Origin of the sequence: Inquilinus sp. Marseille-Q2685 (assembly GCF_916619195.1) — a bacterium.
In the GTDB taxonomy this organism is placed as follows: Bacteria; Pseudomonadota; Alphaproteobacteria; order DSM-16000; family Inquilinaceae; genus Inquilinus.
Genome location: NZ_CAKAKL010000002.1, coordinates 412567 through 433429 on the forward strand (window position 1 = coordinate 412567; position 20863 = coordinate 433429).

Annotated in this window: 24 protein-coding genes; 16 read left to right on the forward strand and 8 right to left on the reverse strand. The window is 70.8% G+C overall.

All coding sequences use genetic code 11. The features are described from left to right. Positions 1 to 4 precede the first annotated feature (4 nt). On the forward strand, positions 5 to 1165 hold the full coding sequence (locus LG391_RS10940; RefSeq protein ID WP_225768045.1) for a Xaa-Pro peptidase family protein: 1161 nt from the start codon (positions 5 to 7) through the stop codon (positions 1163 to 1165). A gap of 2 nt (positions 1166 to 1167) precedes the next feature. Here the strand turns inward: LG391_RS10940 and LG391_RS10945 are convergent, their stop codons facing one another. The 4 genes from LG391_RS10945 to LG391_RS10960 form a co-directional block, all read right to left on the reverse strand. Continuing rightward, positions 1168 to 1785, reverse strand: coding sequence for a glutathione S-transferase family protein (locus tag LG391_RS10945; protein ID WP_225768046.1), 618 nt, complete (start codon positions 1783 to 1785; stop codon positions 1168 to 1170). Positions 1786 to 1879: 94 nt separating this feature from the next. Further along, positions 1880 to 2710: an ABC transporter permease gene (locus tag LG391_RS10950; RefSeq protein WP_225768047.1), complete on the reverse strand. Its 831-nt coding sequence runs from the start codon at positions 2708 to 2710 to the stop codon at positions 1880 to 1882. Positions 2711 to 2712: 2 nt separating this feature from the next. Beyond that, positions 2713 to 3660 carry an ABC transporter permease gene (locus tag LG391_RS10955; RefSeq protein WP_225768048.1) on the reverse strand — a complete coding sequence of 316 codons (948 nt, stop codon included), beginning with the start codon at positions 3658 to 3660 and terminating at the stop codon, positions 2713 to 2715. A gap of 107 nt (positions 3661 to 3767) precedes the next feature. Beyond that, positions 3768 to 5240, reverse strand: a complete 1473-nt coding sequence (locus LG391_RS10960) for an ABC transporter substrate-binding protein (RefSeq protein ID WP_225768049.1) — start codon at positions 5238 to 5240, stop codon at positions 3768 to 3770. On the opposite strand from LG391_RS10960, the gene LG391_RS10965 reads away from it, so the two are divergent. After that, complete coding sequence (locus LG391_RS10965) at positions 5239 to 5484, forward strand: hypothetical protein (protein WP_225768050.1); 246 nt, start codon at positions 5239 to 5241, stop codon at positions 5482 to 5484. The two genes, LG391_RS10960 and LG391_RS10965, sit on opposite strands and share 2 nt — an antisense overlap. A gap of 22 nt (positions 5485 to 5506) precedes the next feature. On the opposite strand, the gene LG391_RS10970 is transcribed toward LG391_RS10965, so the two are convergent. Continuing rightward, a complete protein-coding gene (locus LG391_RS10970; RefSeq protein WP_225768051.1) occupies positions 5507 to 6523 on the reverse strand; it encodes a P1 family peptidase in 1017 nt (338 codons plus the stop codon). 107 nt (positions 6524 to 6630) lie between these two features. On the opposite strand from LG391_RS10970, the gene LG391_RS10975 reads away from it, so the two are divergent. The 5 genes from LG391_RS10975 to LG391_RS10995 all read left to right on the forward strand — a co-directional run bounded on the left by LG391_RS10975 (position 6631) and on the right by LG391_RS10995 (position 10465). Continuing rightward, on the forward strand, positions 6631 to 7818 hold the full coding sequence (locus tag LG391_RS10975; RefSeq protein ID WP_225768052.1) for a class I SAM-dependent rRNA methyltransferase: 1188 nt from the start codon (positions 6631 to 6633) through the stop codon (positions 7816 to 7818). A gap of 85 nt (positions 7819 to 7903) precedes the next feature. Beyond that, positions 7904 to 9160 (forward strand): ABC transporter substrate-binding protein, encoded by a 1257-nt coding sequence (locus tag LG391_RS10980; RefSeq protein ID WP_225768053.1) that lies wholly within the window; start codon positions 7904 to 7906, stop codon positions 9158 to 9160. Positions 9161 to 9254: 94 nt separating this feature from the next. After that, positions 9255 to 9557 carry a type II toxin-antitoxin system ParD family antitoxin gene (locus LG391_RS10985; protein WP_225768054.1) on the forward strand — a complete coding sequence of 101 codons (303 nt, stop codon included), beginning with the start codon at positions 9255 to 9257 and terminating at the stop codon, positions 9555 to 9557. A gap of 256 nt (positions 9558 to 9813) precedes the next feature. Then, positions 9814 to 10089 carry an AbrB/MazE/SpoVT family DNA-binding domain-containing protein gene (locus LG391_RS10990; RefSeq protein ID WP_225768055.1) on the forward strand — a complete coding sequence of 92 codons (276 nt, stop codon included), beginning with the start codon at positions 9814 to 9816 and terminating at the stop codon, positions 10087 to 10089. Next, entirely contained in the window at positions 10076 to 10465 is a 390-nt protein-coding gene (locus tag LG391_RS10995) for a type II toxin-antitoxin system VapC family toxin (RefSeq protein WP_225768056.1), read from the forward strand. The genes LG391_RS10990 and LG391_RS10995 overlap by 14 nt, the downstream gene beginning before the upstream one ends. Before the next feature lie 24 nt (positions 10466 to 10489). Here LG391_RS10995 and LG391_RS11000 read toward each other — a convergent pair whose 3' ends face one another. Further along, positions 10490 to 11254 (reverse strand): methyltransferase domain-containing protein, encoded by a 765-nt coding sequence (locus tag LG391_RS11000; RefSeq protein ID WP_225768057.1) that lies wholly within the window; start codon positions 11252 to 11254, stop codon positions 10490 to 10492. A 159-nt stretch (positions 11255 to 11413) separates the two neighbouring features. On the opposite strand from LG391_RS11000, the gene rpmH reads away from it, so the two are divergent. The 6 genes from rpmH to argB all read left to right on the forward strand — a co-directional run bounded on the left by rpmH (position 11414) and on the right by argB (position 15837). Continuing rightward, complete coding sequence (rpmH, locus tag LG391_RS11005) at positions 11414 to 11548, forward strand: 50S ribosomal protein L34 (RefSeq protein ID WP_081991844.1); 135 nt, start codon at positions 11414 to 11416, stop codon at positions 11546 to 11548. A 53-nt stretch (positions 11549 to 11601) separates the two neighbouring features. Continuing rightward, the gene (gene rnpA, locus LG391_RS11010) at positions 11602 to 12015 is read left to right on the forward strand and encodes a ribonuclease P protein component (RefSeq protein ID WP_225768058.1); all 414 of its coding nucleotides are present in this window, start codon (positions 11602 to 11604) and stop codon (positions 12013 to 12015) included. Beyond that, positions 12012 to 12302 carry a membrane protein insertion efficiency factor YidD gene (yidD, locus tag LG391_RS11015; RefSeq protein ID WP_225768059.1) on the forward strand — a complete coding sequence of 97 codons (291 nt, stop codon included), beginning with the start codon at positions 12012 to 12014 and terminating at the stop codon, positions 12300 to 12302. The genes rnpA and yidD overlap by 4 nt, the downstream gene beginning before the upstream one ends. A 63-nt stretch (positions 12303 to 12365) precedes the next feature. Next, positions 12366 to 14192, forward strand: coding sequence for a membrane protein insertase YidC (gene yidC / locus LG391_RS11020; RefSeq protein ID WP_225768060.1), 1827 nt, complete (start codon positions 12366 to 12368; stop codon positions 14190 to 14192). Between the two features lie 20 nt (positions 14193 to 14212). Continuing rightward, entirely contained in the window at positions 14213 to 14851 is a 639-nt protein-coding gene (gene yihA, locus LG391_RS11025) for a ribosome biogenesis GTP-binding protein YihA/YsxC (RefSeq protein WP_225768061.1), read from the forward strand. A 71-nt stretch (positions 14852 to 14922) separates the two neighbouring features. Then, entirely contained in the window at positions 14923 to 15837 is a 915-nt protein-coding gene (gene argB, locus LG391_RS11030) for an acetylglutamate kinase (RefSeq protein WP_225768062.1), read from the forward strand. A 131-nt stretch (positions 15838 to 15968) separates the two neighbouring features. On the opposite strand, the gene LG391_RS11035 is transcribed toward argB, so the two are convergent. Then, on the reverse strand, positions 15969 to 17201 hold the full coding sequence (locus LG391_RS11035; RefSeq protein ID WP_225768063.1) for a Zn-dependent hydrolase: 1233 nt from the start codon (positions 17199 to 17201) through the stop codon (positions 15969 to 15971). A 164-nt stretch (positions 17202 to 17365) separates the two neighbouring features. Here LG391_RS11035 and LG391_RS11040 point away from each other — a divergent pair, with 164 nt between their 5' ends. The 3 genes from LG391_RS11040 to LG391_RS11050 all read left to right on the forward strand — a co-directional run bounded on the left by LG391_RS11040 (position 17366) and on the right by LG391_RS11050 (position 20425). Continuing rightward, positions 17366 to 18493 carry an iron-containing alcohol dehydrogenase gene (locus tag LG391_RS11040; RefSeq protein WP_225768064.1) on the forward strand — a complete coding sequence of 376 codons (1128 nt, stop codon included), beginning with the start codon at positions 17366 to 17368 and terminating at the stop codon, positions 18491 to 18493. 292 nt (positions 18494 to 18785) lie between these two features. Continuing rightward, positions 18786 to 19874, forward strand: a complete 1089-nt coding sequence (locus LG391_RS11045; protein ID WP_225768065.1) for a P1 family peptidase — start codon at positions 18786 to 18788, stop codon at positions 19872 to 19874. Between the two features lie 56 nt (positions 19875 to 19930). After that, positions 19931 to 20425 (forward strand): SH3 domain-containing protein, encoded by a 495-nt coding sequence (locus tag LG391_RS11050; protein WP_225768066.1) that lies wholly within the window; start codon positions 19931 to 19933, stop codon positions 20423 to 20425. A 68-nt stretch (positions 20426 to 20493) separates the two neighbouring features. Here the strand turns inward: LG391_RS11050 and trxA are convergent, their stop codons facing one another. Beyond that, a complete protein-coding gene (gene trxA, locus LG391_RS11055; RefSeq protein ID WP_026869154.1) occupies positions 20494 to 20814 on the reverse strand; it encodes a thioredoxin TrxA in 321 nt (106 codons plus the stop codon). Between the last annotated feature and the right edge of the window lie 49 nt (positions 20815 to 20863).

The following is a 20863-nucleotide window of genomic DNA, read 5'->3' on the forward strand; positions in this document are numbered from 1 at the left end:
CGCCATGCCGATCCATTTCGAGGCGTCGGAGCTGGCGGACCGCCGCCGCCGCATCTGCGCCGAGATCGCAGCCCGCGGCCTCGACGGCCTTCTGGTGTTCCGCCAGGAGTCGCTGTACTGGCTGACCGGCTACGACACCTTCGGCTACGTCTATTTCCAGTGCCTGTGGCTCGGCGCCGACGGCCGGATGACGCTGCTGACCCGCTCCGCCGACGAGCGCCAGGCCCGCTTCACCTCGGTGATCGAGGATGTCCGCGTCTGGGTCGACCGCGCGGGGTCGGAGCCGGCGGACGACCTGCTGAAGATCCTCGACGAATACGACGTCCGCGGCGGCAAGGTCGGCGTCGAATGGGACGCCTACGGCCTGACCGCGGCGCTCGGCTTCCGGCTCAAGGCCAAGCTCGACGGCTACGCGCAGCACGAGGACGCCTCGGACCTCGTCTCCCGCTTCCGGCTGATCAAGAGCCCGGCCGAGCTCGCCTATGTGCGCGAGGCGGCGAAGCTGGCCGACGCCGCCTATGACGAGGCGGTGAGGCTGACGAAGCCGGGCGCCTTCGAGGGCGACATCCTGGCGGCGATGCAGGGCGCGGTCTGGCGCGGCGGCGGCGACGACCCGGCCAACGAGTTCATCATCGGCTCCGGCCCCGGCGCCCTGATGTGCCGCTACTTCACCGGCCGCCGGCACCTGTCGGCCGAGGACCAGCTGACGCTGGAATTCGCCGGCACCTACCGCCACTACCACGCCTGCCTGATGCGGACCCTGCTGGTCGGCAAGGCCTCGCCGGAGCACCGGGCGATGCACCGGGCGGCGGTCGAGGCTTTGGAGGCGGCGAAGGCGGCGCTGAAGCCGGGCCGGCCGCTCGGCGACGTGTTCGACGCCCATGCCCGGGTGGCGGACGCCGCCGGGCTGCGCCATGCGCGGTTGAACGCCTGCGGCTATTCGCTGGGCACCACCTTCGCACCGAACTGGATGGACGCGCCCGGCCTGTCGATGTTCTTCCACGGCAACCCGACCCTGGCGGCGCCCGGGATGGTGTTCTTCATCCATATCATCCTCTACGATAGCGACCGGGGCCTGGCGATGACCTCGGGCCAGACCGTGCTGGTCACCGACACCGGCTGCGAGCCGCTGACCCTGGCGCCGACGGATCTCGTCGTCGCCTGATCTCAGTCGTGGGTTTCGCCGGATAGCGGCGTGGCCAGCATCGAGGGGCGGCGGCTGAAGGCGTCGAACCAGGCGGAGAGGCGCGGCCGGCCGAGGCGGAACGCCGGCAGGCCGCGGAACTCCAGCCAGCTCAGCGCCGTGGCCAGGGCGATCTGGCCCAGCTCGACCGGGCCGTCGAGATCGACCTCGCGCTCGACGAAGTCGTAGGCTGCGACCAGCTTCGCCGCCTGGCCCTCGGCCAGGGCGGGATAGCGCAGCGCCTCCGGCCGGCGCTCGGTCTCCCAGCGCAGGGCGATGCCGGCATCGGCCAGCCCCTGGGCCAGCGCCTGCAGCCGCAGGGTCAGGGCGCGCGCCCGGCCAGCGGGCGGGATCAGCTTCGGACCGTCATGCAGGCCGTCCAGGTGGTCGCAGATCGCGACGCTGTCGAACAGCGCCAGCCCGTCCTCGCAGATCAGCACCGGCACCTTGCCCAGCGGGTTGGCGGCATAGACCGCCTCGTTGCGCCGGGTCGGGCTGGTCTCGTGATGGATCACCTCGATCCGGCCGGCCAAGCCGGCCTCATGCGCCATCACCAGCACCTTGCGAGCGTAAGGAGAATGAGTCTGGTACAGCAGCTTCATGGTCGGTCCCGGGGTGGGTAGAAGTGTCGTGACCCTATCCGCCGGCGGGCGGGAGATGCGCGCGATGATCGTGTCATGACGCAAAGTTTTTGCGTCAGCCGATGCGCCCGACCTTCATTCTTGGATCCAGCAGGTCGCGCAGCCCGTCGCCGATCAGGTTGAGGCCCAGCACCGCCACGGCGATGGCGAGGCCCGGGAACACCGCCTGCAGCGGCGCCTGGGCCAGCAGGGTCTGGGCGTCCAGCAGCATCTTGCCCCAGCTGGCCTGCGGCGGCTGGGTGCCGAGGCCGAGATAGCCCAAAGCCGCCTCGGCCAGGATGGCGATGGCGAACTGGATCGTCGCCTGCACGATCAGGGCGTTGGCCATGTTCGGCAGCACGTGGCGCAGCGCGATGTCCAGGCGCGAACGGCCCAGCGACTGGGCGGCCCGGACGAAGTCGCGGCCATAGACCACCAGCGCGGCGCCGCGCGCCACCCGGGCGAAGACGGCGATGTTGAAGATGCCGATCGCCAGGATGGCGTTGACCGCCCCGGGGCCGAGCAGCGCGGTGATCAGGATGGCGCTGAGGATGGCGGGGAAGGCGAAGGTCAGGGCGACGGCGCGGCCCAGCACCTCGTCGGTCCAGCCGCGCCGGGCGGCGGCCCACAGGCCCAGCGGCACGCCGATGACGAGTCCGATCGCGACCGCCACCACCCCGACCGCGACCGAGGTGCGGGCGCCGACCATGATGCGCGAGAGGGTGTCGCGGCCCAGCTGGTCGGTGCCCAGCCAGTGCAGTGCGCCCGGCCCCTGCAGCTTCTGGGGGATCGAGATGGCGTTCGGCGGAAACGGCGTCCAGACGAGGCTGACCACGGCCATGCCGATGAACACCAGGCACAGGAGCAGGCCGAGGGCGAAGCCGCGATGGGCGAGCAGCCGGACCATGATCACCCCGCCTGCTTCGGCCGCGGGTCGATCACGGCGTAGATCACGTCGACCAGGAAATTGACCACGACGACGATGGCGGCCAGCAGCACCACCACGTCCTTGACCACGATCAGGTCGCGCTGGGCGATGGCCTGGAAGGCGAGGCGGCCGAGGCCGGGCAGGGTGAACACGTTCTCCACCACCACCGCGCCCGCCATCAGGAAGCCGAACTGCAGCCCGACGATGGTGGCGACCGGGATCAGCGCGTTGCGCAGCACGTGCCGGCGCAGCACCTCGCCCCGGCTCAGCCCCTTGGCCCGGGCGGTGCGGACATAGTCCTCGCGCATCGTCTCCAGCATCGAGGAGCGGACGATGCGGGCCAGGATCGCCGCCTCGGTGAGGGCCAAGGCGAGGGCCGGCAGGATCAGCGCGTGCAGCGCCGGGGCCCAGCCGGCGGACCAGCCGGGGAAGCCGCCGGCGCCGAACCAGCCGAGCTGCAGCGCGAACAGCCAGATCAGCATGATGCCGACCCAGAAGCTGGGCACGGCGAGGCCGAGCTGGCTGAACCCCATCACCCCCCAGTCGCCGACGCGGTTGTGCTTCACGGCGGCCAGCATGCCGAGCGGGATGGCCAGCGCGGTCGACAGCAGCAGGGCGAACAGCGCCAGCGGCGCGGTCACCGCGAGACGATCGCCGATCAGCGTCGCCACCGGCATCTTGTAGGTGTAGCTGGTGCCGAAATCGCCGGTCAGGGCGCCGCCGACCCAGTCGAGGTAGCGGACCGGCGCCGGCCGGTCGAGGCCCATCTGGCTGCGCAGCGCCGCCAGCGTGTCCTCGCGCGCCTCGGTGCCCAGCATCAAGAGGGCCGGGTCGCCCGGCAGCACCTCGAGCACGGTGAACACCACGACCGAGGCGGCGACCAGCGTGAACAGCAGCGTCAGCACCCGCCGCCCCAGGAAGCCGAGCATGGATCAGAGACGGGCGTAGGTTGGGTTCGCCGATGGCGAACCCAACAGCATGGAACCGTGTTGGGTTCGCGGGCCGCGAACCCAACCTACGAGGGAATCGTCCCCTCTCATTCCGCCCAATAGGCCTTGGTCATGTCGTTGGCGGCGATCGGGCTGTTCTTCCACATCCCCATCAGCTTGGCGTTGCGCACGCCGGTCTTGGGCAGCTGGAACAGGAACACCGCGGCCTCGTCGTCGGACAGGATCTGCTGCGCCTGCTGGTACAGCGCCTTCCGCTGCTCAGGGTCGACCGTGCGGTTCAGCTGCTGGATCACCTGGTCGAAGGCCGGGTTGTCGTAGCCGAAATAGTACTTGTCCTTGCCGCGGGCGTAGATGTCGATGTCCAGCGCCTCGGTGTGGGCGACGATGGTCATGTCGTAGTCGAAGCCCTTGAACACCTGCTCCAGCCACTGCGCCCATTCCACCGGCACCAGCTCGACCTGGACGCCGATCTCGGCCAGCTGCGCCTGGATGATCTCGCCGCCGCGGCGGGCATAGCCGGGCGGCGGCAGCTTCAGGGTCGCCCTGAAGCCGTCGGGATAGCCGGCCTCGGCCAGCAGCGCCTTGGCTTTCGCCGGATCGTAGGGATAGGCGCCGGTCAGGTCCTTGTAGGCGGCCTCATAGGGCGCGAAATGGCTGCCGATCGGGGTGCCGTAGCCGAACATGGCGCCGTCGATCAGCGCCTGGCGGTCGATCGCCATGGCCAGAGCTCGCCTGACCTTCACGTCGCCGAACGGCTTGCGGCGCTGGTTCACCGCCATCACGGTCTCGCCGGCGGTGGTGCCGATCTCGACCGCGAAGCGCGGATCGGCCTTGAACTGGTCCAGCGTCTCCGGCGCCGGCATGTTCGGGAAGGCGTCGATGTCGCCCGACATCACCGCGGCCGAGGCCGCCGCCGGGTCGGCGACGAAGCGGAAGATCAGCCGGTTCAGCTTCGGTTTCTCGCCGGCATAGGCGTCGGTACGTTCGAGCGTGACATGGTCGCCGGCCACCCATTCGACGAATTTGAACGGGCCGGTGCCGATCGGGTGGGTGCCGTTGCCGGCGGCGGAGTTCGGCGCCACGATCAGCGCCGCCGCCTGGCCGAGATGGAACAGGAACAGCCCGTCCGGATGCGACAGGGTGATCACCACCTGGTCCGAGGCCGGGGTGTCCACCGACTGGATCGGCTCGAAGAACGCCTTCTGCGGGTTGGTCGAATCGGCGGCGCGGGCGCGGTCCAGGGAGAACTTCACCGCCTCGCTGTCGAACTTCGTGCCGTCGTGGAAGGTGGTGCCGCGGCGCAGGGTGAAGGTGTAGGTCAGCCCGTCGTCGGACACTTTCCATTCGGTGGCCAGGCCGGGCTGCACCTGGCCGTTCTCGTCGATCCGGGTCAGCCCCTCGAAGACATTGGCGTAGACCACCTCGGCGATGGCCGCGGCGGCGCCGCCGGTCGGGTCCAGATTCGGCGGCTCCAGCACCATGCCGATCACGGCCTGGTCCTTGGCGGCCAGCGCCGGCGTCGCGATCAGCCCGACCGCCAGTACGGCGGCGGCGAGCATGCCCCTCATCCCCATCGTCGTCTCCCTGTTCGGCCGTGCCGTCGCCGGCCGGCGCGAATCCCGGCGCTTCGCGTTCGCCGCGGATGATGGCAGCGCCGCCGGGGCGGGTTCAAGGCTTGCCTTGGTGCTTTTGAAAGCCGTCGGACGAAAGGCAAATCCTCTCTTCAGTGTCATTCCCGGGCTTGACCCGGGCATCCAGAAGGTCTCGACGCTCTCTGGATTGCCGGGTCAAGCCCGGGAATGACAGGAAACTCATGGTCGTGATCTTACTTGATGGCGCCGTATTTCTCCCGCCAGGCGGTGTGCGGCCCCAGCGTTTCGGCATGCCAGACGCCGCGGGCGATGGCGCGGGCGACGCAGTCGGCGGCGATGGCGCCGATCCGGGCCAGCGCCACCGCCCGCGGCTCGGGCAGCGGCACGGCGCCGGTGGCCAGGGCGAAGATGGTGTCGCCGTCCATCGGCGTGTGCACCGGGCGGATGGCGCGGGCCAGCCCGTCCTGCGCCATGATCGCCAGGCGCTGGGCCTCGGCCTTGGTCAGGGCGGCGTCGACCGCGACGACGCCGATCGTGGTGTTGCCGCCGGCCCCTGCCGCCTCGGGGTGGCGGTACAGCACCGGCTCCGGCGTCGCCGGGCCGGCCGGGCGGTGCGGGCCGCCGAACTCGCCCTCCTGCTCCCAGGGCCAGGCCCAGAAGGTGCCGTCCGGCATGGTCACGGCGCCGACCGGGTTGGCGGCGACCAGGGCGCCGATCGTGACACCAGTCTCGGGATCGACCGCCGAGGCGGTGCCCAGCCCGCCCTTGCAGGTCGCGGTCTTGGCGCCGGTGCCGGCCCCGGCATTGCCCTGCCGCACCTCGACCCCGGCGGCGTCGCAGGCGGCCAGCGCCAGGGCGCGGTAGGGCGGGGTGCCGCCCCAGCCCTTGTCGCCGCCATTGGTCAGGTCGAACAGGATGGCCGCCGGCACGATCGGCACCCGGACACGGCCCACCGGATGGCCGCGGCCGCGCGCGGCCAGCCAGGCGACGACGCCGGACGCGGCCTCCAGCCCGTGCACCGACCCGCCGGACAGCACCAGCGCGTCCACCGCCTCGACCAGGCAGGTCGGGTCCAGAGCGTCGGTGTCCCGCGTGCCCGGGGCGCCGCCGCGGACATCGACGGCGGCGGTGCAGCGCGCCTGTGGCAGCAGCACGGTCACGCCCGTGCGGGCGGCCATGTCCTCGGCCTGGCCGACCAGCAGGCCGGCGATGTCGGTGATGGAATTGCGCGGGCCCGGGCGGATGGTCATGGCGGTCTCGTTGGCGGCGGCGAGAGGCAGCAGACAGGACCGGCCGGCATGGCGTCAACGCCGATCATGGTTCCCGTCCTGCGGCCGCGCCCCTATGCTCCGCCGCCATGACCGACCTGCCGCTCATCCGCCTGCAGCCCGGCCGCGACAAGCGCGTCGCCGCCGGCCATCCCTGGATCTTCTCGAACGAGATCGCCATGACGCCGGAGCTGCGCGAGGTGCCGCTGGGCGCCCCGGTGCGGGTCGAGGCGGCGAACGGCAAGGCCCTCGGCGTCGGCGGCTTCAACCGGCACGCGCTGATCGCCGTGCGCATGCTCGACCGCAGCTCGGACGCGGCGATCGACACCGCCTTCCTGCGCCGGCGCCTGGCCGCGGCGCAGGCGCTGCGCGACGCGCTGTTCGACCGGCCCTTCTACCGCCTGGTCCATGCCGAGGCCGACGGGCTGCCGGGGCTGATCGTCGACCGCTATGGCGACGTGCTGGTGATGCAGAGCAACACGGCGCTGATGGACCGGCTGGAAGGCTCGCTCTGCGACGCGCTGGAGGATCTCCTGAGGCCCCGCGCGATCGTGCTGCGCAACGACAGCGCCGTGCGCGGCCTGGAAGGGCTGGCGGAGGAGGTTCGGGTCGCCCGCGGCGCCGTCGACGGCCCGATCGCGGTGGAGGAGAACGGCGCCAAGTTCGAGGCCGATCCCCTCGGCGGCCAGAAGACCGGCTGGTTCTTCGACCAGCGCGACAACCGCGCCTTCGTGGCCAGGCTGGCCCGCGGCCGGCGGCTACTCGACGTCTATACCCACACCGGCGGCTTCGGCATCCAGGCGGCGCTGGCGGGGGCGGAGGCGGTGACGCTGGTCGACCGCTCGGCCCCGTCGCTGGAGCTGGCGGCCAAGGCGGCGGCGGCCAACGGTGTCGCCGATCGCGTCTCGACCGCCCGCGGTGAGGCCTTCGCCGAGCTGGAGCGCAGGGGCGGGGAGGGCGAGCGCTGGCCGGTGGTGGTGGTCGACCCGCCGGCCTTCGTGAAGTCGAAGAAGGACCTTGCCGCCGGCGCCCGCGGCTATGCCAAGCTGGCCCGCCTGGCGGCGCGGGTGACCGAGCGCGGCGGCTTCCTCTGCGCCTTCTCCTGCAGCCATCACGTCGACCCGGCGCTGTTCGCGGAGCAGGTGGCGCGCGGCCTGGTCGATGCCGGGCGGACCGGCCGGATCCTGCGCCAGTCCGGCGCCGGGCCGGACCATCCGGTGCATCCGCTGCTGCCGGAGAGCGCCTATCTGAAGGGGATCGTGCTGCAGCTCGATTGATGGGCGTCTCCCCTCGTCCGCGGGCTTGACAAGTCGGCCGGCCTGCCGTGTGGTCTAGACCAGCCAAAAGGGGAGGCCCGAGACAATGACCACCATCCTGACCCGCGCCCTGATGACGGGCGCGGCGCTCGCCGTCCTGGCCGGTGCCGCGCAGGCCGCGGACGTGACGCTGACGATCGAGAGCTGGCGCAACGACGACCTCAAGATCTGGCAGGACACGATCATCCCGGCCTTCGAGGCGTCGCATCCGGGGATCAAGCTGAACTTCGCGCCCTCTGCCCCGACCGAGTACAACGCCGCGCTGAACGCCAAGATGGAGGGCGGGGTCGCCGGCGACATCGTCGCCTGCCGCGCCTTCGACGCTTCGCTGGCGCTGTTCCAGAAGGGCCATCTGGCCTCGGTCAACGACCTCAAGGGCATCGACGCCTTCCCGGAGGCGTCGCGGACGGCCTGGAGCACCGACGACGGCAAGACCACCTACTGCGTGCCGGTCGGCTCGGTCATCGGCGGCTTCATCTACAACAAGGAGATCTTCGACAAGCTCGGCCTGGCGCCGCCGCAGACGGAGGCCGAGTTCTTCGCCCTGCTCGACAAGATCAAGGCCGCCGGGGAGATCCCGCTGTCGATCGGCACCGCCGACCAATGGGAGGCCGCGACCATGGGCTTCCAGAACATCGGCCCGAACCACTGGCAGGGCGATCCCGGCCGCAAGGCGCTGATCGCCGGCACCGCCAAGTTCACCGACCCGCCCTATGTCGCCGCCTGGGCCGAGCTGGCGAAGTGGAAGCCCTATCTGGCCGACGGCTACGAGGCGCAGTCCTACCCGGACAGCCAGAACCTGTTCACCCTCGGTCGGGCCGCGATCTACCCGGCCGGGTCGTGGGAGATCCCGCTGTTCGAAGCCCAGGCCGAGTTCCCGATGGGCGCCTTCCCGCCGCCGGTGGCGAAGGCGGGCGATCCGTGCTTCATCTCGAACCACACCGATATCGGCTTCGGCATGAACGCCCATACCAAGCATCCGGAGGCGGCGCGCGCCTTCCTGGAATGGGTCGCCTCGGCCGAGTTCGCGACGCTCTACACCAACGCCCTGCCGGGCTTCTTCACCCTGTCGACCCACAAGGTCGAACTGAAGGACCCGCTGGCGGCGGAGTTCCAGAGCTGGAAGGACAAATGCGGCGGCAACATCCGCCTGGCGCACCAGATCCTGTCGCGCGGCAAGCCCAATGTCGACCAGGCGATCTGGAACGTCTCGGCCCAGGTGCTGAACGGCACCATGACCGCCGAGCAGGCCGCCGCCAAGGTGCAGGAGACCCTGGACGCCTGGTACAAGCCGCGGAAGTGAGGGCGGCGCAGGCCGAACACGATCGGGGCGATTAGCATATTATGCCAATCGCCCTATCTTATGGGTCTGCAGCCGTGTTCAGAGGACAGCGCTGATGCCGACCCGCAACGTCGTCGTGACCGATCATCAGGCCAAGCTGATCGAAGGGCTGGTCAAGTCCGGCCGCTACCAGAACGCCAGCGAGGTCCTGCGCGAGGGCCTCCGCCTCGTCGAACAGCGGGAGCAGGAGAATGCGGCCAGGCTGGAGCGCCTCCGGGCCGCAGTCGATGTCGGAATCGCCGCGATGGAGCGCGGGGAGTACACCGAGTTCGACTCCATGGACGATCTGGAGCGGCACATGAATGCGATAGCCGAGAAAGCCATAGCCGGCGCCCTCGAATCCGGTTCGGCGGACTGATTCCGGATGGCCGGGGGCCGTTGGCAGGTCCGCTGAGACATCGCGGCCAACCAGGACCGCGCTTCCATCCTTCATTGGACCACCCAAGCCTTCGGTCCGAAGCAGGCGGGCGACTATCGGCAGACGATCGTCCAGGCCGTCCGGGCACTGGGCTCTGCCGGACCTTTCGGCCAGCAAGGGATCTGGCCCACCACTTGAAGCGCGTGCCTTCGGTCTCTATCTTACCATCGTCTTACTTTGGCGGGATGCGAGCGTGATGGCCGGCGCGGATCAGCTCACGACCACCGTTTCCACCAAGGGGCAGGTGATCCTGCCCAGCACCATCCGCCAGCGGCGGGAGTGGCGGGCGGGAACGCGGCTGCTGGTCGAGGAAACGCCCGAAGGCGTGCTGTTGCGGCCCATCCCAGCCTTTCCCGGGACGCGGCCCGAGGACGTGTTCGGCTCGCTTCCCCATCGCGGCACGCCCAAGTCGCTCGAGGAGATGGACGCCGCCGTGCTCGCCGAGGCCCGGCGGCGGCATGCTCGCGATTGATACCAATCTGATCGTCCGTTACCTGACCGGCGACCATCCCGGCCAGTCTGCCCGTGCCCGCAAGCTGATCGATGGCCAGCCGGTCTTCGCCCCGGTCACGGTCATGCTCGAAGTCGAATGGGTGCTGCGCAGCGCCTACGGCTATCGCCCGGTAGATGTTGTGCGCGCGCTGCGGGCGTTCGCGGGCCTTCCCACGGTGACGGTCGAGGACGGAGCCATTGTCGCCGCCGCCCTCGACCTCGCCGAGAAGGGGATGGATTTCGCTGATGCGCTTCACCTCGGCCGATCGGCGCATTGCGAAGGCTTCGCGACCTTCGACCGCAAATTCGTCAAGGCTGCGAAGGCGGCCGGCTGTCAGGGTATCCGGGAGGTTTGAGGAGCGGTGACAGCCGGGTCCGCTTCACGCCCCCACCCGGGCCAGCAGCAGCAGGCGGCGGAACGGGAACAGGGTGCTGCCGTCGGGCTGCGGCGGATAGGCCTGGGCCAGCCGGGCGGCGTAGCTGGCGATGAAGGCGTCGAGCTCCGGCCCCGACAGCGCCGCCATCACCGGCAGCAGCGCCGTGCCGCGGACCCAGTGCAGCACCGGATTGTCGCCCTTCAGAACGTGCAGGTACTCGGTCTCCCAGATGTCCAGCGCCTCGGTGCGCGGCGCCAGCAGGTCGTAATAGGCGGCCGGAGTGCCGACCGGCGGGCGGCGCAGCGGGATCCGGCCGGCCCAGGGCGGCTCCGACGCCAGGGCGCGCATCAGCACATGGCTCGGCGCGTCGTGGTTGCGCGGCATCTGCACCGCCAGAACGCCGCCGGGGGCCAGGAAGGACAGCAGGCGCGGGACCAGCGCGTCATGCCCCTCCACCCATTGCAGCGCGGCGTTGGAGAAGATCAGGTCCACCGGCTCCTTGGGCGTCCAGTCGGCGATGTCGCCTTCGACCCAGTCCAGGTCCGGATGGGTCTGCCGCGCCTCGCGCAGGGCGTTGCGGTCGCGGTCGAGCCCGGTGACCGCGGCGCGCGGCCAGCGCTCGGCCAGCTGGGCGGCCAGCGCGCCGGTGCCGCAGCCGAGATCGACGATCCGCCGCGCCTCGATGTCCGGCAGCCGGGTGATGAGGTCGAGCCCGGGCTGCAGCCGCGGGCCGGCGAATTTCAGGGTGTTGGTGGGATTCCATGCCATGGCGCCCAATCTACCGGAAGATCCGCGTCCGGCGCATCCCCGCACCGATCCCCCACACCGATCCGTAGCCGGATCGATTGACTCGGGCGCCGGTCATGCCTATAACCCGCGACCGTTTTGCGTCCGGAAGGGCGCAGTGAGCCATCCGGAGTTCCGACCGTGAAGAGAACCTATCAGCCGAGCAAGCTGGTGCGTAAGCGCCGCCACGGCTTCCGCGCCCGCATGGAGACCGTCGGCGGTCGCCGCGTGCTGTCCAATCGCCGCGCCAAGGGCCGGAAGCGCCTCTCCGCTTAACCGGCTTTCGCGGCCGGGGTGACCGGATGCGCGTCCGCCTTGACGATCCTTCCATGATCCGCCTCGGCCGGCTGAAGAAGCGGGCCGAGTTTTTGGCCGTGGCCGGCACGCGCCGCAAATGGGCGCAGCCGGGCGTGATCGTCCAGCTGCGCCGCTGGGACCAGGCTGGGACCGATGCGGAGGCGACGGCCGGCTGCGATCTCCGCGTCGGCTACACCGCCAGCCGCAAGGTCGGCAATTCGGTCGCCCGCAACCGGGCGCGCCGACGGCTGCGCGCCGCCGCCGCCGAGGTGCTGGGCCGTCGGGCGGCGCCGGGGCTCGACCTGGTGCTGATCGCCCGCGGCGAGACCATCCGCCGGCCGTTCGCCGACCTCGTCGCCGATCTCGACCGCGCGCTGCAGAAGCTGGGGGCCGTGCGCCCGGCGCCAGAGGCCGCAGGGGCGGAGGCGGGAGGAACCGCGGCATGAGCCCGCTGGCCCACGGGCTGCGCGCCCTGGTGATCGGCTACCGCTACAGCCTGTCGGCGCTGATCGGACGCCAGTGCCGCTTCGCGCCCACTTGCTCCGCATACGCGATCGAGGCTATTGAGCGGCACGGTGCGATCGCCGGGGGCTGGCTGGCCCTGCGGCGCATTGCGCGTTGCCACCCCTGGGGCGGGTCGGGGTATGACCCCGTGCCCGATACCCTGACCAAGACTGCCGGTGGACGGGGCCATGACGCCTGCTGCGGCGCGGCCCGGCCCACCGACCATTGACCGTACACGACTGACCGGCCGGCCAGATCAAGGGGCAGGGGCCGGGACCGGAGCCCTGATGCGATGACCGACCAGAAGAACCTGATCCTGGCGATCGCCCTGTCGCTGGCCATCCTTCTCGGCTTCCAGTTCCTGTTCCCGGCGCCGAAGCCGACCCCGGCGCCGCAGCAGCAGGCCACCACCACCTCGACCGCGTCGCCCCAGGCGCCGACCGCGATCGGCAGCGCCGCGCAGGCGCCGATGGACCGCGCCCAGGCGCTGGCCCAGACCAGCCGGGTCAAGATCGACGCGCCGCGCCTGCACGGCTCGATCAACCTGACCGGCGGCCGGATCGACGACGTCACCCTGCGCGACTACCGCGAGACGGTCGACCCGAACAGCCCGGAGATCGTGCTGCTGACGCCGCTGGGCGGCCCGTCCCCCTACTATGCCGATTACGGCTGGGCGCCGGCCGACCCCTCGGTCGTGGTGCCGGGCGCGAACACGGTGTGGACCGCCGACCGGCAGACGCTGACCCCGGACGCGCCGGTGGTGCTGCGCTGGGACAACGGCCAGGGGCTGGTGTTCGAGCGCACCATCTCGGTCGACGCCAACTTCATGTTCACGGTGGTCCAGCGGGTCGTGAACAACACCGACAAGCCGGTGCAGCTGGCCCCCTACGGCCGGGTGCTGCGCTTCGGCACGCCGGTGACGCAGGGCTATTTCGTGCTGCATGAGGGGCCGTACGGCGTCTTCAACGGCACGCTGGACGAGAAGACCTACAAGGACGTCCAGGACGACAAGGCGATCCGCCACAGCACCACCGGCGGCTGGCTCGGCTTCACCGACAAGTACTGGCTGGCGGCGCTGATCCCGGACCAGTCGGTCAAGGTCGACACCCAGTTCCTGCATCAGTCGGACGGCGAGGGCCGCTACCTCGCCACCTACCAGGCCGACCCCGTCACCGTGGCCCCGGGCCAGACGGTGGACTCGACCGGCCGGCTGTTCGCCGGCGCCAAGGAGGTCGACCTGATCGGCAGCTATGCCGAGACGCTGAACATCACCAAGTTCGACTTCGCCATCGATTTCGGCTGGTTCTGGTTCCTGACCAAGCCGTTCTTCAAGGTCCTGGCCTGGATCCACAGCCTGGTCGGCAATTTCGGCGTCGCGATCCTGATCTTCACCCTCGCCCTGAAGCTGCTTTTCTACCCGCTGGCGGACAAGTCCTACCGCTCGATGGCGAAGATGAAGGCGCTGCAGCCGGAGATGGTGAAGCTGCGCGAGCGCTATGCCGACGACCGCGCCAAGCAGCAGCAGGAGCTGATGGCGCTGTACAAGCGCGAGAAGGTCAACCCGGCCGCCGGCTGCCTGCCGATCCTGATCCAGATCCCGGTGTTCTTCGCCCTCTACAAGGTGCTGCTGGTCACCATCGAGATGCGGCACGCGCCGTTCTTCGGCTGGGTCCATGACCTGTCGGCGCCCGACCCGACCACGCTGTTCAACCTGTTCGGCCTGATCCCCTGGGCCCCGCCGGCGATGCTGATGATCGGCGCCTGGCCGCTGATCATGGGCGTGACCATGTTCCTGCAGCAGAAGCTGAACCCGGCGCCGGCCGACCCGGTCCAGGCCAAGGTGTTCATGCTGCTGCCGGTGGTGTTCACCTTCATGCTGGCGCATTTCCCGGTCGGCCTGGTGGTGTACTGGGCGTGGAACAACACGCTGACGATCCTGCAGCAGTGGTCGATCATGAAGCGCATGCATGTGAAGATCTCGGGCGGGGTCGAGGAAGGCGCCGAATCGCCGGTCGCGCCGCCCTCGGTGACGCGCAAGAAGAACGGCAGCGGCGACGCCAAGGCTCCCGCCGCCCCGAAGGGACCCGTCACGCGCAAGCCGGCGGGCCGCAAGGGGTGACGGAGGCGCAGGCGACCGGCGTGGACACCTACGGACCGGAGGCGATCGAGGCGGGGCGGCTGCTGTTCGCGCAGGAATGCCGCTTCACCTGGGGCTCGGCCTCGCTGTCCGACCTGCCGCCCGCGGGCCTGCCGGAGATCGCCTTCGCCGGCCGCTCGAATGTCGGCAAGTCCAGCCTGGTCAACGCGCTGACCGGGCGGAAGACCCTGGCCCGCACCAGCCACACCCCGGGCCGCACCCAGCAGCTCAACTTCTTCGACCTCGGCGGCCTACTGTCGCTGGTCGACCTGCCGGGCTACGGCTACGCCAAGGTGTCGAAGTCGCTGTCCCAGGGCTGGACCGACACGCTGAAGGGCTATCTGCGCGGCCGGGCGACGCTGCGCCGGGCCCTGGTGCTGATCGACGGCCGGCACGGCATCAAGGAGTCGGACACGGAGATCCTGAAGCTGCTCGACGACACCGCCGTGGCCACCCAGGTGGTGCTGACCAAGATGGACAAGGTCGGCAAGGGCGAGCGCGAGCGCCGGATCCCGGAGGTCGAGGCGGCGCTGAAGCGCCACCCGGCCGCCTTTCCGAAGGTGATGCTGACCAGCAGCGACAAGGGCGAGGGCATCCCCGAACTGCGCGCCTTCCTGGCGGAGATCGCGAAGAACGGCTGAGCGCGGTTGATCGCGGCCGCGCGCTGGGGCATGAGAGGGGCGCCGGCAACCGCTCGCAGGATACGAGCCCGATGACCAAGCCCTTCGCCGCCCCGCCCAAGCTGCCCGCCGCCTCGCTCGACAAGGCCAACACCCTGGTCGAGGCGCTGCCCTTCATGCGCCGCTACGCCGGCGCCACCTTCGTGATCAAGTACGGCGGCAACGCCATGGGCGACGATTCGCTGACCGAGAGCTTCGCCCGCGACGTCGTGCTTCTGAAGCAGGTCGGCATCAACCCGGTGGTGGTGCATGGCGGCGGCCCGCAGATCGGCGCGATGCTGGAGCGGCTGCAGATCAAGTCGGAATTCGTCGACGGGCTGCGCATCACCGACCGCAACACCGTCGACGTGGTCGAGATGGTGCTGTCCGGCAACATCAACAAGCAGATCGTCTCGGCCATCCAGGCGGTCGGCGGCAAGGCGGTCGGCGTCTCCGGCAAGGACGGGGCGCTGATCTCGGCCCGCAAGCTGCAGCGCACCAAGCGCGACCCCGACAGCAACATCGAGCGCATCCTCGACCTGGGATTCGTCGGCGAGCCGGCGGCGGTGAACCCGGAGATCCTCGAGGCGTTCGAGGACAGCGACTTCATCCCGGTGATCGCGCCGATCGGCGTCGGCCCGCGCGGCGAGAGCTACAACATCAACGCCGACACGGCGGCGGGCGCCATCGCCGCGGCGCTGAACGCCACCCGCTTCTTCCTGCTGACCGACGTCGCCGGCGTGCTGGACAAGGATAAGGCGCTGATCCAGGAGCTGCCGCTGGCCCGGGCGCGCGAGCTGATGACCGACGGCACCATCTCCGGCGGCATGATCCCGAAGCTCGAGACCTGCATCTCGGCGGTCGAGCAGGGGGTCGAGGGGGCGGTGATCATGGACGGCCGCGTGCCGCACGCCGTGCTGCTCGAGGTCTTCACCGAAGGCGGCGTCGGAACCCTGATCCGGGCCTAGGTCAGAAGGCCTTTTCCTTTTCTGTCATTGCCGGGCTTGACCCGGCAATCCAGAGGCCGCCGGGAGCGGCATCGACATTTCCTGGATGCCCGGGTCAGGCCCGGGCATGACAAAATGGGAGCGACCTGGCCTCAGGCGTCCACCAGCCGCGCCACCACGTCCAGCAGCACATCGGCGCCGGCAGCCAGCTGGTCCGGCGCGGTGAACTCCGCCGGGTTGTGGCTGATGCCGCCGCGGCTGGGCACGAAGATCATCGCCGACGGCGCGATCCGGGCGATCATCTGGGCGTCGTGTCCGGCGCCGGAGGTGATGCGCCGCCAGCGATGGCCGCGCCGCTCCGCCGCCTCGGCGATCAGCCGCACCAGCTCGGGGTCGAAGCGCACCGGCTCGAATCGGGCCAGCCGCTCGGTCGCCACCTCGACGCCCTCGGCCGCAGCCAACGTCTCGAGATAGCCTGCCAGCGCCGCCTCGGCCGCCTGCAGCCGCTCCTCGTCCGGGTCGCGCAGGTCGACCGTGAACACGGCGCGGGACGGGATGACGTTGATCGCGCCCGGCTCCAGCCGCAGCGAGCCGACCGTGGCCAGCGTTCCGGCATTGGCGCCGGCCACGCGGTCGCGCAGATGGGCGATGACCCGGGCGGCGGCCAGCCCGGCGTCGCGGCGGGCCGCGATCGGCGTGGTGCCGGCATGGTTGGCGGCGCCGGCGATGGTGATCCGCTGCCAGGAGATGCCCTGCAGCGTGTCGACGGCGCCGATCGCCAGCCCCTCCGCCTCCAGCACCGGGCCCTGCTCGATGTGCAGCTCGAGATAGCAGGCCGGCCGGATCGATCCGGGCGCGAGGTCGCCGGCATAGCCGATCCGCGCCAGCTCCTCGCCCAGCACGGCGCCGTCGGTGCCGACCGTGGCCAGGGCGGCGTCGAGGTCCAGCCCGCCGGCATGGACCAGCGACCCCATCATGTCCGGCTGGAACCGCACGCCCTCCTCATTGGTGAAGGTGGCGACCGCGACCGGCCGGGCCGGCCTGGCGCCGGCGGCCCGCAGCGCCTCGACCACTGCCAGCCCGGCCAGCACGCCAAAGCAGCCGTCATAGATGCCGGCGTCGATCACCGTGTCGATATGCGACCCGACCATCACCGGATCGGCGGCGCCGGGGGCGGGCCAGAGGCCGAAGATGTTGCCGATGCGGTCGACCCGCACCTCCAGCCCGGCCTCCCGCATCCAGCCCGCCACCAGGTCGCGGCCGTCGCGGTCGGCATCGGTCGCGGCCAGCCGGGTCGGCCCGCCGGACGGGCCGCGGCCGATGGCGCCCAGGCGCTGCAGCCGGTCGATCAGGCGGGCATGGTCGAGGACGGGGCGGGCGGTCATGGCGGCTCCGGGATCGTTGCCGCGGCAGCTTATCGCCGGCCTCCATGGATCGTTTTGCGTATTGCGCCGGGGCGCGCAAAGGCTTTGCGCCGGCTTCCGATACCGGGCGTCATCCTCTAGGGTTTCCGTGGACTCCCAGATCGCCAGGACCGAGGACCGCATCGATGGCCGACACCATCACCTATCTGACCACCACCCGCTTCGGGGCGGGCGCGGTCGAGCTGCTGCCGCAGGAGCTGGCGGAGCTCGGCATCCGCAAGCCGCTGCTGGTCACCGATCCGGGCATCGCCCGGCTGCCGCTGCTCGACCGGGTGCGCCGGATGCTGCCGGCGGAGCATGCTGTCTTTGCCGAGACGCCGGGCAACCCGACCGAGGCGGCGGTCGATGCGGCGTTCGAGGTCTTCCGGCACGCCGCCTGCGACGGGCTGGTGGCGCTCGGCGGCGGCTCGGCCATGGACCTGGCCAAGGCCGTGGCCCTGCGCGCCACCCATGCCGGGCAGCTGGCCGAATACGCGCTGATCGAGGGCGGCGCCGGCCGCATCGGCCCGGTGGCGCCGCTGGTCGCGGTGCCGACCACCGCCGGCACCGGCAGCGAGGTCGGGCGCGGCGCCCTGATCACCCTGCGCGACGGCCGCAAGCTGGCGCTGATCAGCCCGCATCTGATCCCGGCCCGCGCCGTCTGCGACCCCGAGCTGACGCTCGGCCTGCCGCCGCTCCTGACCGCCGCGACCGGCATGGACGCGCTGACCCATTGCATCGAGACCTTCCTGTCGCCGCGCGCCAACCCGCCGGCCGATGCCATCGCGCTGGACGGCGCCGGCCGCGCCATGCGCTTCCTGCCGCGGGCGGTGGCCGACGGCGGCGACCGCGAGGCGCGGGCCGAGATGATGATGGCGGCGCTGGAGGGCGGGCTGACCTTCCAGAAGGGGCTGGGCGCGGTGCACGGCCTGTCGCATGCGCTGGGCGCCATCCCCGACCCGGTGCTGCATCACGGCACGCTGAACGCCGTGATCCTGCCGGCGGTGCTGCGCTTCAACGCCCCGGCGGCGGCCGCGAAATATCCCCGGCTGGCCCGCGCCATGGGGCTGGCGGAGGACGCCGACCTCGCCGCCGCGATCGAGGACCTCAACGCTCGGCTCGGCCTGCCGAAGAGCCTGCGGCAGATGGGTGTGACCGAGGCGCATCGCGACCGCGCGGTCGCCGGCGCCCTGGCCGACCACTCCACCGCCAGCAACGCCCGGCCGGTGTCGCGGGCCGATTACGAGGCCTTGTTCGACGCCGCTCTGGGATAGCGACGGGGCCCGTTCCGCCTAGAAGATAGGCAAATTCCGGCGGCGCATGCATGGCGGGCAAAATTTTTCAAGGGGGTGGGAACCTCCCCCTTTGCGAAGGGTTCTACGGGTGCACGTCCGCATCGTGCATGAACCTCCCTGTTCAACTCGGGCCGGCCATGGGTCGGCCCTTTTTCTTTACCTCCGGCTCGAATGGGGCCGCAGCCGCCCACCCAATCGGGGCGTAGATCGCGCCCGCCCGGCCTGCTACCCAGGCACGGGGGCGAAGCTCCGATATCAGAGCGAGGGTGGGATGGCGCGCGCGAGGTTGCGGGATCTGGGATTGTCGATCGGCACGCTGCCGCCCGGCCCGAAGAACGGCATCACCGATGTTCCCGGCGTGCTGGTCGGCCAGGTCACCCTGATGGAAGAGGCGCCGCACGTCATCCGCACCGGCATCACCGCGATCGTGCCGCAGGACGGCGAGATCTGGCGCCGCAACCTGTTCGCCGCCGGCCATGTGCTGAACGGCAACAGCGAGGTCACCGGCCTGACCTGGATCAACGAATTCGGCCTGCTCTGCGGCCCGCTGGCCCTGACCGGCACCTTCTCGATCGGCGCCGTGCACGAGGGCATGGTGGAGGCCGAGATGACGCTGGCCACCGGCGCCGACTTCAAGATGCCGCTGGTGGCCGAGACCTATGACGGCTGGCTGTCCGAGAGCGAGCATTTCGTGCTGCGGCCGCACCATGCGCTGGAGGCGCTGCGCCGCGCCACCGCCGATCCGGTGGCCGAGGGCTGCGCCGGCGGCGGCACCGGCACGAACGCGCATGAGTTCAAGGCCGGCACCGGCACCGCCTCGCGCATCGTCGCCCAGGGGGCCGACAGCTGGACCGTCGGCATCCTGGTGCAGACCAATTACGGCGACCGCGACCGGCTGCTGCTCGACGGCGTGCCGGTCGGGCGCGAGATCCCGGTCGCCGACGTGCCCAGCTGCTTCGCCCAGCGCCGGGTCGAGGGCTCGATCCTGGTGGTGGTCGCCACCGACGCGCCCCTGTTCCCGCACCAGCTGAAGCGGCTGGCCCAGCGGGCCGGGCTGGGCCTGGCGCGGGTCGGCGGCCTCGGCTGGCCGGGCAGCGGCGACGTGTTCATCGCCTTCTCCACCGGCAACGACCTCGGCCAGGCCACCGATACCGGCCGGGCGCTGCCCTTCGAGAACCTGCGCATGCTGCCGGATTTCGCGCTGCAGCCGCTGATGGCGGCGGTGGTCGAGGCGACGGAGGAGGCGATCTGGAACTCGCTCTGCGCCGCCGAGACCACCAGGGGCCGCCAGGGCCGGGTCAGCCACGCTTTGCCGGTCGAGCGGCTGCCGGAGATCATGCGCCGCTACGGACGCACTTGACGGCGGCGGCGGCCGGGATTCTTGTGTCGGCATCGACCGCCGCCAGACGGAGCCCCATGCGCCGCCTCCTCGCCGCCCTTCTCCTCGCCGCCGTGCCGCTCGCGGCCCATGCCGCCGGCAGCGGCCAGCCGGTGCCGCGATTCGTGTCGCTGCGGTCGGACGAGGTGAACCTCCGCACCGGGCCGGGCGAGCGCTATCCGGTCGAATGGGTGGTCAGCAAGAAGGGCCTGCCGGTCGAGGTGATCGCGGAGTTCGACACTTGGCGCCGGGTGCGCGACTGGGAGGGGATCGAGGGCTGGGTGCACCAGGCACTGCTGACCCGCCGGCGCAGCCTGGTGGTCACCGGCAAGGAGGACCAGCCGATCTACAACGAGCCCAGCGAGGGTTCGGGGCTGATGGCGAAGGCGGAGCCGGGGGTGATCGGTTCGCTGCTGCGCTGCCCGGGCGACGGGGCGCAGGCCGACTGGTGCTATGTCGACCTCAAGGGCTATCGCGGCTGGATGCGCCGCGCGTCCTTCTGGGGCGCGTATCCGGGCGAGAAGGTGGAGTAGGCGAACCCGGCCCATCGCCCATGAAAAAGCCCCGCCGGAGCGGGGCTTTCGTCAGGATCGCCGCAGGATCAGAGGTTGCTCTCGACCCACTGGTGCAGCGCGCCCTTCGGCACGGCGCCGATCTTGGTGGCGGCGACCTGGCCGTCCTTGAACAGCATCAGGGTCGGGATGCCGCGCACGCCGTATTTCGGCGGGGTCAGCGGGTTGTCGTCGATGTTCAGCTTGACGACGCTGACCTTCTCGCCCAACTCGGCGGCGATCTCCTCCAGCGCCGGGGCGATCATCTTGCAGGGGCCGCACCATTCGGCCCAGAAGTCCACCAGGACGGGACCCGAGGCCTTCAGGACGTCGGTTTCGAAGCTGGTATCCGAGACGGGCTTCGTGCTCATGGAAATTCCTTGCCTTAGGGGCGGGGACGCCACCTCACCACGTGGAGAT